The sequence below is a fragment of the Pseudoalteromonas atlantica genome (genome assembly GCA_007988745.1).
In the GTDB taxonomy this organism is placed as follows: domain Bacteria; phylum Pseudomonadota; class Gammaproteobacteria; order Enterobacterales; family Alteromonadaceae; genus Pseudoalteromonas; species Pseudoalteromonas atlantica.
On record BJUT01000001.1, the window covers coordinates 35,461 to 49,979 of the forward strand.

Sequence of the window (14,519 nt, forward strand, 5' to 3'; positions counted from 1 at the left end):
AAATAGAATTCATATGGGCTGTAATATAAAGGAATATATAATGGATATAGTAAATGTAGGAGTTGTTATTCCTTTTTATCAAAAAGAAAATGGACTTTTATTCAATGCGCTGAATTCAATTTTTAAGCAAAAAGTTGTCGGTGTAAAATTCATAATTACTATCGTAGATGATGGTTCACCTATTAAAGCACTAAGTGAAGTTAATGAGTTAATATTACCTCAAAACTGTACTCTAAAGGTTATCGAGCAACATAACCAAGGTCCTGCTGCGGCTAGGAACCTAGCCCTTGATTATCTAAGTGAACAGAATATATCAGTGGTTTCATTTTTAGATTCAGATGATTGTTGGTTAGACTTTCATATAGAGACTGCAATCAAAGCATTGTGTGCAGACAATGCTGATTTTTATTTTTCAGATCATAGTCGCTTTGACTCCGAGCATTCTTTATTTAAAGAAGTTGGCTGTTTTAATGATTTTGATAGAGCTTGCAAAGAATACAATATTCATAAAGAAAAAGAGCTTGCAATACTCAGTGGTGAGGATTGTTTTAGCTTGTTTCTAAAATATTATATAAGCCAAACTTCAAGTGTAGTGTATAAATTTGATAACCTCAAAGATCACCGTTTTGATGAGTCATTACTTAGTGCAGGAGAGGATTATTTTCTTTGGTTACAGCTGGTAAATAGCTCTAATAAGGTTGTATTTTCTTTTAAAAAAGGTGTTTATTGTGGTAGAGGAGTGAACATATTTTTTGATTCATTTGACTGGTCAAAGAAAGAAGCTGCAAGCAGGATCGGATACGAAGCTTTATTTTATAGAAAAATCTATACGCACTTTAATTTAAATTGTAACCAGAAAAAAATTGTTAAATCTAATGTTTCTCGACTTGAAGAACAATATTCATATTTATTAGTAAAGCATGTAATTACTGGTAAAGGTTTAAATAAAGGGTTGTTGATTAAAATATTTAGGACGAGTCCAGCTACCTTAATTTTATTACCCCTAAGGTTATTTAACTTTATATTAAAATGAAAATGTGATTTTTAATATAATATGGTGGCAGGCTCTGGGTAAGGTGAAGAAGTTTTGTTTGTAAAACGTTTATAAATATTAGTTTATTTTAAGCTAAATAGAATTTTGAATGAAAGATTTGTTTAACTTTGTTTAACTTTGTTTAGCTTAGTTTATATTTATTTTTATTTTGTATGTATGCTGATTTATTATTTTAATTCACGTATAACTGGATTGTATTATTGAATCTTTGAATATACTCATATAACATAATTTACGCTTTTGTAAGCATTCTCACTTCAAGATATCTATAAGGATTAATAGTATGACATCTTCAAGGACATTTAAACCAACTGGCTCTTCAGATGCTAATTTTTATCGATTATTCGACATTTTTGCATTATTTATTGCTTTTCAATTCTCTGTTTTATTCTACGGAATTGACCTTACTCCTATATACATGGTTACTGCATTGACAGTAGCATTGAGTTTTTTATATTTCGCTGAAATTTTATCTGCATACAGGTCATGGCGTGCAGGGAAGTTTAGAACCATGGTAATGTGTGCTTGTGGGGCTTTATTTATCTCATTCTTATTTCTACTTTTAGTTTCTTTTATATTTAAATTCTCCGACTCGCTTTCTAGAATAGGCCTCGGGTTATGGTTTCTTCTAAGTGTAACATTTATGTATGGTTGGCGGCTGGCAGCATATTTATTTAAAAGAAATAGGAGAAAGTTAGGGATCAATTTACGTAACGTTGCAATTGTTGGGGCTACTGAGTCAGCCGTTCACCTATATAATGAGATCAACAAAAATGATGAATTAGGATTCAGGTTCTTAGGCTTTTACGACGACCGAAAACCAGAACGTTTATTTGAGAACTCGATTAAATACGAAGTGTCAGGGAAAGTGCAAGATGCTGTAAGTGCTGCCCGCAATGGAGATATAGGTGTTTTATATATTGCACTACCAATGAAAGCAGATAAGCGAATTGCTGATATATTGTTACAGTTGGGCGACACTACGGTTGATGTACATATTATTCCAGATTTTTTAGTTTCTAACTTGATACACGCGCGAATTGAACATGTTGGAGAGCTTGATACACTAAGTGTGTTTGAATCTCCCTTTATAGGAGCACGAGAGTTTATCAAGCGTACTGAAGACATAGTAGTTGCGGTGTTGATTTTGATGCTTATTTCTCCTTTGCTAATTGCTCTAGCACTAGCAGTAAAACTAACATCTCAAGGACCTGTTATTTTTAAACAAGATCGCTATGGCCTCGATGGCAGAAAGATAAAGGTATGGAAGTTTCGCTCTATGAGTGTTACAGAAAACAGTGATGTGGTTACTCAAGCTAAAAAAAATGATGCTCGTATCACGCCACTGGGCAGCTTTTTACGTCGTACTAGTTTAGATGAGCTTCCCCAATTTATAAATGTATTAAAAGGCGATATGTCTATCGTGGGGCCTCGGCCTCACGCTGTTGCGCATAATGAGGAATATCGTAAAAAAGTAGAGTTTTATATGTTACGTCACAAAGCTAAGCCTGGTATTACAGGTTGGGCACAAATAAATGGCTGGCGAGGCGAAACTGATACCCTAAATAAAATGGAAAAACGTGTTGAATTTGACCTGCACTATATTAAACATTGGTCGCTTTGGTTAGATATAAAAATTATTTTTATGACAATTTTTAAAGGGTTCAAAAATGCAAATGCATATTAAAACACTTTTATTTGTAGTTACCTTTTTCAACCTGTTTTTAGCTTTGCCAGCAATTGCTAGCTTTTCACATGGTAGTATTATAACTGAAAGTGGAGTCAAAATAACACCGACCATTCAGACCGGCTTCAGCAGTAATAATAACTTTTTCAGTACGCCAGAAGATGAAAAGTCACGCCTAATTTGGACTTTTGATCCAAATTTAAAAGCTGCAATTGAAGACGGACCTGATAGCTATAAATTAGATATTGGCACGCATAGCGCATTACATAATAAAGATTCGCTCGATAATTATACTCAAGTAAATATTGGAACAGCTATCCATAAAGAGTTTACCAGTAAACAGCGTCTTGATATGAAAGGTAATATAGATTGGCTATATGAAAAGAGGGGTCGTGGTTTAACAGAAGGTCTTGGTGATGATATTGATGAGTTAGTAAAGTATCAATTGAAAAATGCTTCTGCTCGTTACGAATATGGTGCGCAAAGCGCCAAAGCGTTAATTGCATTTGAGGGGGGGTATTTCAGTAAAGAATATCAAAATTTTAGAGAGCTCTCACAATATCGCGACTACGATAAATATTTAGTTGGTATTACTGGTTATTATAATACTCAAGCAGCTACTCGAATGTTTATAGAGGCTAAACAAGAAAACTATCGTTATGACGTATTAGCCAGTAGTGGTGTAACGAGAGATAGCAACGACCTGAAAATTCTTGGAGGCATACAGTGGGACGCTTCAGCAATAACTTCAGGAACATTCAAGTTAGGTTATCAGAATAAAGACTTTGAAGCTAATGAGCGTGAGAGTTTTAGTGGTTTAAGCTGGGAGGCTTCTGTCAGTTGGAAACCGCTTAGTTATTCTACGCTGCAATTAAGAACCAGTCGTTCAGCAAAGGATCCTCTTGTGCAAGGGGATTATATTAAAGAAAGTCTATATGGTGTGGACTGGAGTCATGATTGGAGCAATAAACTAAGCTCACTTGCTAGAGTTAGTTATATGAATGAACAGTATACAGGAAACATTGGCCGAGAAGATAAAACTAAAAATCTTCGCTTGGGTATAAGTTATATGGCAAATAAATTTGGTATGGTTTCCACATACGTAGACTTTGTTGATAAAAACTCTAGTCAATATTTAATTGAATATGACAGAGTAACTGTAGGAATTAATTTTACATTTGCATTAAAGGCTAATAAATGAAGTTTGTTTTTTTTTTAGTACTATCTCTAGTTTGTAATGTTTGCTTTGCCCAAAGTGACAAAAATTATGTCTTAGGTGCTGGTGATAAAGTAGAAATTAAGGTATTCGGCGAACCTGACTTAACGGTGACAGCACTCCTTGGCAATAGCGGGGAGGTTAATTATCCGTTTTTAGGAAAAGTAACGCTTTCAGGACTTAATACCTCAGAGGTTGAACATGTAATTGCTAAAGGTTTACGCCCAAATTATCTAGTTAACCCCAATGTTTATGTACAAGTAATTCAGTACAGACCCTTCTATATTCATGGTGAAGTTAAAAATCCTGGTGCTTACCCTTATCAACCTGCTATGACTGTGAATCAAGCTATAGCACTTGCTGGCGGCTTAACTGAGCGAGCATCTGTCGATAAAATTTTTATATTTAAAGAGCAAACAAAACAGCAGCAACAAAAGGGAAATTTAAACAGCCAAATTGCAGCGGGCGATACAATTAAAATAGAACAACGCTTGTTTTAAAGCAGTTTACAAGGCAGTAATGAATGAACGAAATAAATGAAAAAAATAATAATGAAGATATTATTGATTTAGGCTCCTATTTAAAAGTAGTTATGCGTGCAAAATGGCGCATTATGAGTTTTGCTAGTGTGATTACTTTGCTCACGATCATGATAACTTTCACTTTAGTACCAAAATATATTGCAACAGCTACGCTACTTATTGAGGCTGAACAAGCTAAGGCAGTTAGCTTTGAAGAAATATATGGACTCGACTCTAATCAAAAAGAATACTACCTCACACAATTTGAAGTAATAAAGTCAGATAGTATCGCTCGCGAAGTTATCCGCAAGCTTGAGTTAAAAAGCCATCCAGACTTTATAGCTAAGCCTAGCGCTTTCAATCAATTAAAGACACTAATAAAACAAGAGTTAAAACCATATTTACCCATTAATAAAAAAGAAGCCACTATTTACTCGTCTGATGAGCAAGCCGAACGTGAAATGCTAAGCTTATTAGGGGCTTTTAAATCACGCTTGTCAGTATCTCCAATTCGAAATACACAATTGGTACGTGTCAGCTTTGAATCGAGCGACCCTAAGTTAGCAGCGCTGGTGGCCAATACTGTTGGGCAAGTGTATATAGATAGTCAAATGCGAGCTAAAATGGGAATCACACAGCAGGCTTCCAGTTGGTTGAACACCCGATTATCTCAATTACGTATTCAGTTAGATGACTCTGAAGTACGTCTGCAAGCTTACCGTGAGCAGCAAGAGCTAGTGGATATTGAAGGTATAGCTGGGCTTGCAACACAAGAGCTAGAACAAATATCACAGCAATTAATAGTTGCTCGTAATGAAAAAAATAATTTACAAAGTATCAATCGAGTAATTAGTGAATATGGCAATAATAATTTAGAGTTATTAGGAAGTATGCCCGAAATTACTTCGCACCAAGTCATACAAAATGTAAAACGAGACGTTGTTATTGTTGAGAGAAAGCTAAGTGAATTAGGTGAAGTGTATGGGCCAAAGCACCCTAAAATAATCTCCGCAAAAGCAGAACTTGCTACCGTTAAGAGTAACCTCAATAAGCAAATTAAAGGGCTTGTTACTGGTATTGAAAAGGAACTCAATCGTATAACGCGTACAGTAAGCGCACTTGAGCGTGATTTGATAAAAATACGCGCTGAATACCAAGACATCACTCGTAAAGAAACAAAATATAATCAATTAAAACGTGAGGTAGAGACTAACCGCAATATATTTAACACGTTTTTATCTCGTTCGAAAGAAACTGAAGTTACAAGCGATTTTAGCTCGGCTGCCGCTCGCTTTACAGATAAAGCATACGCTCCGAACAGTCCATCAAAACCGAATAAAAAATTAATTATTATTTTATCTTTTGTTGGTAGCTTTTGTTTTGCTGCTGTAATGAGTTTTGTATTTGATGCGTTAAACGATACTGTAAAAACAAAAAGTGATGTAGAAGATAAAATTGCTCAGCGCATGTTAGGCTTACTACCTCATGTGAAAACACCTAGGAAAAGTACTTTTCCTATTCATGCATATTTAGATGAAAAATACAGACTTTTTGCTGAATCAGTTCGTACTTTTCGTACAAGCTTACTGTTAACTCAGCTTGATCGTGAACTTAAAGTAATTGCAATCACGTCAAGCACTCCCGGTGAAGGTAAAACGACGACCTCAGCTAATTTAGCAATGTCATTAGCGCAGATGGGTAAAGTGTTATTAATTGATGCGGATTTACGTAAACCAAGTATCGCGAAGCGCTTTGATATCCCTGTATTCCACCCCGGCTTGAGTAACTTAATAGTAGGTACAGAGCATTTTAGCGAGTGCGTACATGTAGATGGGCAGTCTGGTGTGGCTATTATGCCGAGCGGACAAATTCCAGCTAATCCGCTTGAGCTTTTATCTAGCCAACGTTTTAATGAAGTGCTTGAGGTATTAAAAACAAAATATGACCACATAATAATTGATACTCCACCAACACAAGCGGTAAGTGATGCTTTAGTAATTGCTAAAAGTTCTGACTCTGTTATTTACGTTGTTAAATCTGATGTTACACGCATCAAACCAATTAAGGCTGGGGTTGAGCGTTTATTTGAAGCTAAGGCCCATGTTGCTGGAATAGTATTAAACCAAGTTGATATTAGTAAAAGAAAAGATGAGCACAGCCATGGGTATTACGATTATTACGATTATTCGCAAAAGCCAGCTCAATCAAGTTCTTAGTAGGTGATCGCGTATGTTTGATATCCATTCACATATTTTGCCTGGTCTAGATGACGGCGCTAAAGATTTACAAGAGTCTTTAGCTCTTTTGAAAGTGGCTCAAGATGACGGCATAACGCACATGGTGGCCACACCGCATATTCATATTGGGCGTTTTGATAATTCGGTTTCCCACCTTTATACTGATATTGCAAAATTAAAGGCAGGGGCTTTGGCAGCAGGTATCAAAATGCAGCTGGCAGTTGCTGCAGAGGTTAGGCTTGATATTGAGCTAATGGCATTGGTTTTATCAAATAAGCTACCGTTTATTGGCTCTCTTGGTTCTGATAATTATATATTATTGGAACTACCTCACTCACATGTACCGCAAGGTTATGATAAGTTCATTAATTGGCTTGCAAAGCAAGGTATTAAAGTCATTATTCCTCACCCAGAGCGCAATAGAGAGATTCAAGCAAACCCCTTTTATATTGAACGATTAAATCAATTAGGATGCGACTTTCAGTTAACCGCTTCAAGTTTAGAGGGGGCCTGGGGCGAAAGTGCAAAAGCGATTAGTATTAATATGCTCGAAAATAACTTAGTACGGTATATAGCATCCGATGCACACTCAATCAAAAGACGTCCACCCATATTAAGCAATGCAAAAAAAATAGTGAAACAATTATTGGGTGAGGACAAAGCGGAAGATTTATTCGTAAATAATCCAAAACACTTAACGAGCACGTTGTTTAATGGCTAAGACCAAGCAGTTAGTTAATATTTTTCTCCTTGGTATTATAATACTTGTTATTAGCATTGAGAGCGTAAATAGCATGCGTGCTAATGTGTGGTATTTTAAGGCTGTCAATACTCTAAAGCAGTCTAAAGCATTAATGACTCCTGCAGAGCTAAAGTTTGCTGATGATGCAATTAACTTAGCTTTAAAGCTTGAGCCTACTCAGGCACATTATTGGCACCTCAGCGCTTATGTAAAAATGCTTGGATTGACTTTAAAGGATATGAAAAGTGAGGATATGTCATATTCTTTCAATGATATTGAACACGCGCTTTTAACTTCACTTCAAAATAGACAAGCTTGGTCTGAAACGTGGATTGAACTTGCAAAAGTAGTCAGTAGTCAAGAAGGGCTTTCTCAGCGAGTATTAAGGTATATAGATCAAGCTAAAAAAACGGGCCCTTATAAGTTTGAAGTAAGATCAGGCATCATTCAGATAGCATTAATTAATTGGCCTCAACTTCCTCCTAATTTCAAAGCTCAATATATGAATGAGTTAAATTTAGCTGCGCAATATGATGAGAAGCTCGAACAACTTTTTGAAATTGCGAACCAAATTAATAAAGTAACATTATTGTGCATGTCACTACAGTTTGGAAGTGAATTCAAATCTGTGAAAAAAAGTTCCACATTTGGAATGTATTGTAAATGAGTACTAATAATTTCAAGATAAGCTTATCAATTTTAACAAGAGTTATTAATTTCTAAAATCATATAGAACTGTGTCTAAGCTATTGTTTTGTATTATAAAAAATTACTTTTTATTTAAAGCTAGGCCTTTTTTTTCTATGGTATTGTAAGTTATTTTCGAAATATAAATAATTACAGCCAATGTAAGTAAAATAAATACATTGTTAACTTCCGCTCCTCCTAAGTCTAAGTACCGTTGTGAGCTTATAGTTGGCGCTACATTTATCCCTGTTATTTTTTGAATAATTATACCTATCGAAGTCAAAATGAATAATATTGCCGCATGGGTCATATATATTGAGTAAGATAGCTTGCCTATAGTTTGAAAAGCATTAAGTTTTAAAAATTTTGATAGTAAGCCTGCTTCATATGCAAAAAATAATACAGTTAATAAGAATAGTATTGGAGCAATTAAGGATTTATATTTAAAGTTAACAATCACGACTTGGACTATCAGAAATAAGAGTAATAGTTCTATTACTGTAGCTAATGCAGGGGGGGAATTTAAAATGTGAAGATTTTTTGAAAAGTAAATAAATTACAGTACCACCAAAAAAGCAAGATAACCCTTTCAAAACACTCTCTACTAATATATCCGATTTAAAATATATAAGGCTGAAAGCGATAGCTGATATACAGAACCAAACAATGGACTTACTGGTTTTAAAAAAGGCTATAGTAAAAAAGAGCAAAACATAACTATAGAATTCTATACTTATACTCCATGATGGGTAGTTAAAGCTTAGAGGGTCACTAAAAGGAGTCCAAGAGTGTATCAATAGTAGGTTAGGGAGAATTTGTTCAACTGATGTGTCATTTGTAAAAGGTAAATTATTAAATGAAATTCCTCCTAGTTTATAGGCAAATAACTTCCCAAGCTCTAGAAGGATAAATATAGCTAACATAAATATATGTAGTGGATATATGCGAAAAAAACGGGCTTTAATGAATGCGTTAAAATTTAGATCTTTCTTTTCGCCGTAGCTATGTGCCAAAACAAAGCCACTTAAAATAAAAAAGAACTCTACAAATATTGCACTACCTCTAAAAAAATCCAATTCAGTTATTGAGTTAACAAAGTGCATGTGAAAAATCACGACTGAGATTGCACAAATGCCCCTAAATGAATCAAGTGCTTCAAATCTTTTTTTCAAAACTTAGTCCTTTAAAGTGATCCGCCTACGAAATAAAACCCTATTTAAAGTTACTATATAACTAATTTTAAAAAGATTATATAAAACTTATCTCTAAGCATATTGAAAATATTTCTAAATTATAAGTCAATACTTAACAATGTTTACTTAAGGTCGGGTTAACTTCTTGAGGGGAGTAGGTTAGGTTGAATCAATCAAGAGGGCCTATGATTAATATTAAACTAAGTAAACCACTCTTGAGAAAACGCCCAGAGCCATTGTCATCAGCTCTGGGCTACAAATGGCTCTTAGTTGAGCCTTGCGCTAACTAAATACACTTTCGCAATTCTTAGGGAGAAGAAGAAAGTACCTGTAATTGTAGTTAACTAATTTGCAAAACTCTAAATTTTGTTTGTTTATTAACCGCAAATGATAACAAAGACTTAATAATATTGTGCACAGGTTACCCTTTGTGTTGAGTGTTTTATGCCCAGCTTATTAACTGGGTATTTTGCACAAGATCGCGTGGCAAAGAGTTTTTGATCCTATTCTTTTGCCATTTACCTAGTCCTATCGGGCAGCCACATAAGGTTAGTACTACTTCGCCGCTGGCTTTTGTAACGTCTTCTAGGCGTATATCTTTACCATTAAAGTAGTCGTTTGCTTGCTCGTTTGTTAAAGCATACGTATTGCTTTTGCATTCATTACCAAAAACGGTAGCAAACTCGTGAGTTAGTCTTACGCCGTTTTTATGAATAATACCTAGTTGAATACCTAAACGTGCGTATTTTATTTTGTTTTGAACGGCTTCAAACCCATCAGGAAATAACCACAGTTCTTTATCGCGCTGCATTAACTTACCTGGAAGCGCATTTAAGCCAAACTGTTTTTTAAGCTCGCTCATAAAAGAACTGGTTTGTTTTTTATCAAACTCGTTAAACGGAAACGCACCTTTTTTCACGCTTTGGGTTGGGTTATTGCAGCTTGCGAGTTTTTTATACTTAGCGATAAAAAAGCCTTCACTGTCGAATGTTTGCGGCCACACATGTAAATAGCCCTCGGCGGTTGTGGCTTTTTCTGCCCCTTTAAATAAATCACTTAGCGATTGCGGCTCAATATAGTCGCCAAATTCATTCAGTAGATAGTCGCATACTTGTTGGTTTTCGAGCGGGGTAAGCGTACAGGTTGAATACACCAATGTACCGCCTGGTTTTAATGCGTAAAAAGCGCTTTTGATTAAATCTTTTTGAACTTGAGCAATTTCTATATTTGATTCTATTGACCAGTTTTTAAGTGCGTCGGCATCTTTACGTACGGTACCTTCACCAGAGCAGGGTGCATCAAGCAAAATGCTATCAAAGCATTCAAACATATAATTACCAAATATGACGCCATCAAAATGCGAAAGCGCACAGTTACCAACGCCCATACGCTTAAGCGTAGCGCTAAGTACTTTTAAGCGTGATGACGAAAGCTCGTTGGCAACAAGTACGCCTTGGTTATTCATTATTGCGGCAAGTTGCGAAGTTTTAGAGCCAGGCGCTGATGCCATATCAAGTACGTAACTATCTTGTAAATCTGAGCTTTCAATACTTTGTTTTAGTGCCATAGGCGGCAGCATTGAGCTTGCCTCTTGTACGTACATGGCGCCGCTTAAATGTAAGTCGGTATTGCCTAATGCTAAGTTTTGTTCTTCATCGCTTGGGCGTTCTAGCCAAAAACCCTCACTACACCAAGGTATTGGTGTAAGTTGCCAGTTTTTTTTCTCTGCACGGTGTTTAAATTCGGCAACGCTAATTTTTAATGTATTTACACGAATAGATTTTCTGAGAGGGCGACGGCACGCGTTTATAAAGTCGTCTAAATTGAGGTGCGCAGGTAAATAGGTTTTTACGTCGTCAATAAAATGCTCAGGAATAAAAGTGTTGGCGTTCACGCGTTGGCTCGTACATTAAAAATAAAGCGCGATATTAGCACTTTTAACGCACTATTTCAGTGTTAAATAGCGGCTTTATAATTTATTAGTGTGTCGACATATTGTGTTTTTAGTTTAATGTTAAAGCAATTTTATACGACTTTAGATTAACAGTGTCGACAATAAGTGTGTTTTTTACTCATTTTTACCTTAGGTGGGGTTGACATGTTTTTTTATTAAGCACATAGTTAACCCATCAATTGTCGACAATTTATTTATAAAGCCATGACGCAACCTTTTTTAAACGATACACCTATTACTACAGCATCTGATCAAGTGTTTGTTGATATGCGCCGTGAAATAGTAGAAGGCAGCATACAGCAGGGTAGCAAAATATCGGAGCCTGAGCTTGCAAAGCGCTACGGTGTAAGCCGTGCGACGCTTAGAGAAGCGCTTAATCGCTTAGAAAGCTGTTACTTAGTGGAGCGTAAAGCCAATGTAGGTTGCCGAGTAGTGGCGCTAACCGCAGAGCGTTTAATTGAAGTATACCAAGTACGCAGCTCGCTTGAAGGCTTAGCATGTAGGCTAGCTGCCGACAATATGGCTGCTGACGAAGTTAAAGGCTTAAAGCAATTACTTAACCAACATTTGCAAACACAGCGCGTTAAAGAGGGGGAGTCGTACTATCAAGAAGCGGGCGATTTAGACTTTCACTATCGCATTATTAAAGGCAGCAAAAACGCCCATTTAATCCATTTGTTATGTAACGAGCTTTACCAATTAATACGTATGTACCGTGTACAAATGGGCATGGTAGGGCCGCGCGTATCAAAAGCGTTTGACGAGCACTTAGCCATTATTAACGCGATAGAAAACCACGATGGTGAACTTGCTGAAATGCTGATGAAACGACACATCAGTGCATCGCAAGCAAATATTCAAACCAAATTTGATTTGTTGAATAAAAAAACAACACTTTCTGCTAAAAGCTAAAAGCTAAAAGCTAAAAGCTAAAAGCTAAAAGCTAAAAGCTAAAAGCTAAAAGCTAAAAGTTAAAAGCTAAAAGCTAATAACAGTTAAACAGTCACAATGTCAGATTAAAAATATAAGTTACTCCATGTAGCAACCGTTCAAAGTGAGGAGAAAATAATGTCAGCAGGATTAAAATTTAAACAGGCCATTGCGAATAACCGCCCATTACAAGTAGTGGGTACTATTAATGCCTACACAGCCATGATGGCTGAAAAAATGGGCCACCAAGCTATTTATCTCTCAGGTGCCGGTGTTGCGAACGCCTCTTACGGTATGCCCGATTTAGGCATGACCAGCCTTGATAATGTACTTGAAGATATTCGCCGTATTACCGGTGCCAGCGATTTGCCACTACTGGTAGATGCCGATACAGGCTGGGGCGGGGCGTTTAATATTGCGCGTACCGTTAAAGAAATGACCAAAGCAGGGGCAGCGGGTTTTCATATTGAAGACCAAGTAGCGCAAAAGCGTTGCGGCCATCGTCCTAATAAAGAAATTGTTAGCCAAGGTGAAATGGTTGACCGTATTAAAGCCGCAGTTGATGCAAAAACCGATAGTGATTTTTACATTATGGCGCGTACCGATGCGTTTCAAAAAGAAGGTTTAAGCGCCGCGATTCACCGCGCAGCTGCGTGTGTAGAAGCGGGCGCTGATGCTATTTTTGCAGAAGCCGTGCATGACCTTGCCGATTATCAAGCATTTGCAAAGGCGATCAATGTACCAATTTTAGCTAATATTACAGAGTTTGGCCAAACGCCTATTTACACCAAAGAGCAGTTAAGTGAGGTAGGTGTTGAAATGGTGCTTTATCCACTTAGTGCGTTTAGAGCTATGAATAAAGCCGCGCTTAATGTGTACTCTGCCATTTTAAATGAAGGCTCGCAGCAAAGCGAAATTGAGAACATGCAAACACGCGCCGAGCTTTACGATTTTTTAGATTACCACACATACGAAAACACACTCGATAACCTTTTTTCATCAAAATCTGACAAATAATAACTATTAAAATAGATAACACACACAAATTTAGATAGGAGAAGATCATGGTAGATAAAGCATTAGGCGGAGCAGGTTTACGCGGGCAAGTAGCAGGGCAAACAGCATTATGTACAGTGGGGCAAACAGGCTCAGGTTTAACGTATTGTGGGTACGATATTAGCGAACTTGCCGAAAAAGCACAGTTTGAGGAAGTGTCTTTTTTACTTTCACGCGGCGAACTACCAACAGCCAATGAACTAGCCGAGTATAAAGCTAAATTAAAAAGCTTACGCGGCCTGCCAGATGCACTAAAAACCGTGCTTGAAAATATTCCTAAAGACGCGCATCCAATGGATGTTATGCGTACCGGTTGCTCAATGCTGGGTAACCTAGAAATGGAACTTGATTTTAGCCAAGCAAACGATGCGATTGACCGCATGGTTGCAGTGTTCCCAAGTATTATTTGTTACTGGTACCGATTTACTCACGATGGCGTACGCATTGAAACACAAACTGATGACGACTCAGTGGGCGCGCACTTTTTAACTCTATTACACGACAAAGCACCGAGCGAGCTTTTTGCGCAAGTAATGAATGTGTCGCTAATTTTATACGCAGAGCATGAATTTAATGCCTCTACATTTACTGGGAGAGTGTGTGCATCAACGCTTTCTGATATTCATTCTTGTGTAACGGGTGCTATTGGTACGCTACGTGGGCCGCTGCATGGTGGTGCAAACGAAGCCGCTATGGATATGATTCAGGGTTTTACAAGTGCAGAGCACGCCGAGCAAGAAATTATGGGTATGCTAGAGCGCAAAGATAAAATAATGGGCTTTGGACACGCTATTTACCGTGAGTCAGACCCACGTAACGTTATTATTAAAAAGTTCTCTGAAAAACTAGCTAAAGAGGTGGGCGATGATGTGCTTTACCCAGTGTCGGTTAGGTGTGAAGAAGTAATGTGGCGCGAGAAAAAACTGTTTTGTAATGCTGATTTTTTCCATGCATCGGCGTATCACTTTATGGGTATTCCAACTAAGTTATTTACGCCAATATTTGTGATGAGCCGTGTTACAGGCTGGACGGCACATGTTAAAGAGCAGCGTGCTAATAACCGTATTATTCGCCCAAGTGCAGATTACACAGGACCAGAGGCGCGCAGCTACACGCCAATTGAATCAAGAGGCTAATTAGTTACACATAATACCAATCCGTAACAATACTTAATTAAGCGGATTGGTATAGGGTGAGCAATACGCTCACCTCTTGCCTTTTATCTCCCGTCACCTATTAGCG

The 14,519-nt window shown here is 37.0% G+C and carries 13 protein-coding genes; 10 read left to right on the forward strand and 3 right to left on the reverse strand.

Annotated features, from left to right (window positions below; translation table 11 throughout):
• Positions 1–40 precede the first annotated feature (40 nt).
• The 7 genes from PAT01_RS00170 (at position 41) to PAT01_RS00200 (ending at position 8,124) form a co-directional block, all read left to right on the forward strand.
• Positions 41–1,033 carry a glycosyltransferase family A protein gene (locus PAT01_RS00170; protein WP_171036171.1) on the forward strand — a complete coding sequence of 331 codons (993 nt, stop codon included), beginning with the start codon at positions 41–43 and terminating at the stop codon, positions 1,031–1,033.
• A gap of 304 nt (positions 1,034–1,337) precedes the next feature.
• On the forward strand, positions 1,338–2,741 hold the full coding sequence (locus PAT01_RS00175; protein ID WP_138577720.1) for an undecaprenyl-phosphate glucose phosphotransferase: 1,404 nt from the start codon (positions 1,338–1,340) through the stop codon (positions 2,739–2,741).
• Complete coding sequence (locus tag PAT01_RS00180; protein ID WP_138577718.1) at positions 2,725–3,942, forward strand: outer membrane beta-barrel protein; 1,218 nt, start codon at positions 2,725–2,727, stop codon at positions 3,940–3,942. The genes PAT01_RS00175 and PAT01_RS00180 overlap by 17 nt, the downstream gene beginning before the upstream one ends.
• Positions 3,939–4,457: a polysaccharide biosynthesis/export family protein gene (locus PAT01_RS00185; RefSeq protein ID WP_138577716.1), complete on the forward strand. Its 519-nt coding sequence runs from the start codon at positions 3,939–3,941 to the stop codon at positions 4,455–4,457. Before PAT01_RS00180 ends, PAT01_RS00185 begins: the two co-directional genes overlap by 4 nt.
• A 23-nt stretch (positions 4,458–4,480) precedes the next feature.
• Positions 4,481–6,694, forward strand: a complete 2,214-nt coding sequence (locus PAT01_RS00190) for a GumC family protein (protein WP_096739742.1) — start codon at positions 4,481–4,483, stop codon at positions 6,692–6,694.
• A gap of 13 nt (positions 6,695–6,707) precedes the next feature.
• Positions 6,708–7,436 (forward strand): tyrosine-protein phosphatase, encoded by a 729-nt coding sequence (locus PAT01_RS00195; protein WP_138577714.1) that lies wholly within the window; start codon positions 6,708–6,710, stop codon positions 7,434–7,436.
• Positions 7,429–8,124: a VpsP family polysaccharide biosynthesis protein gene (locus PAT01_RS00200; protein ID WP_138577712.1), complete on the forward strand. Its 696-nt coding sequence runs from the start codon at positions 7,429–7,431 to the stop codon at positions 8,122–8,124. Before PAT01_RS00195 ends, PAT01_RS00200 begins: the two co-directional genes overlap by 8 nt.
• 102 nt (positions 8,125–8,226) lie before the next feature.
• Here the strand turns inward: PAT01_RS00200 and PAT01_RS20185 are convergent, their stop codons facing one another.
• The 3 genes from PAT01_RS20185 to rsmF form a co-directional block, all read right to left on the reverse strand.
• Positions 8,227–8,604, reverse strand: a complete 378-nt coding sequence (locus PAT01_RS20185; RefSeq protein WP_318299723.1) for an acyltransferase family protein — start codon at positions 8,602–8,604, stop codon at positions 8,227–8,229.
• Positions 8,594–9,316: an acyltransferase family protein gene (locus PAT01_RS00205; RefSeq protein WP_318299724.1), complete on the reverse strand. Its 723-nt coding sequence runs from the start codon at positions 9,314–9,316 to the stop codon at positions 8,594–8,596. The genes PAT01_RS20185 and PAT01_RS00205 overlap by 11 nt, the downstream gene beginning before the upstream one ends.
• A 463-nt stretch (positions 9,317–9,779) precedes the next feature.
• Complete coding sequence (gene rsmF / locus PAT01_RS00210) at positions 9,780–11,231, reverse strand: 16S rRNA (cytosine(1407)-C(5))-methyltransferase RsmF (RefSeq protein WP_138577708.1); 1,452 nt, start codon at positions 11,229–11,231, stop codon at positions 9,780–9,782.
• 264 nt (positions 11,232–11,495) lie between these two features.
• Here rsmF and PAT01_RS00215 point away from each other — a divergent pair, with 264 nt between their 5' ends.
• From PAT01_RS00215 to prpC, 3 genes are all read left to right on the forward strand, one after another.
• Positions 11,496–12,203: a GntR family transcriptional regulator gene (locus tag PAT01_RS00215; protein ID WP_064385586.1), complete on the forward strand. Its 708-nt coding sequence runs from the start codon at positions 11,496–11,498 to the stop codon at positions 12,201–12,203.
• A 156-nt stretch (positions 12,204–12,359) separates the two neighbouring features.
• Positions 12,360–13,238: a methylisocitrate lyase gene (prpB, locus tag PAT01_RS00220; RefSeq protein ID WP_138578270.1), complete on the forward strand. Its 879-nt coding sequence runs from the start codon at positions 12,360–12,362 to the stop codon at positions 13,236–13,238.
• Between the two features lie 47 nt (positions 13,239–13,285).
• The gene (prpC, locus tag PAT01_RS00225) at positions 13,286–14,413 is read left to right on the forward strand and encodes a bifunctional 2-methylcitrate synthase/citrate synthase (protein ID WP_138578268.1); all 1,128 of its coding nucleotides are present in this window, start codon (positions 13,286–13,288) and stop codon (positions 14,411–14,413) included.
• Positions 14,414–14,519: the final 106 nt, after the last annotated feature.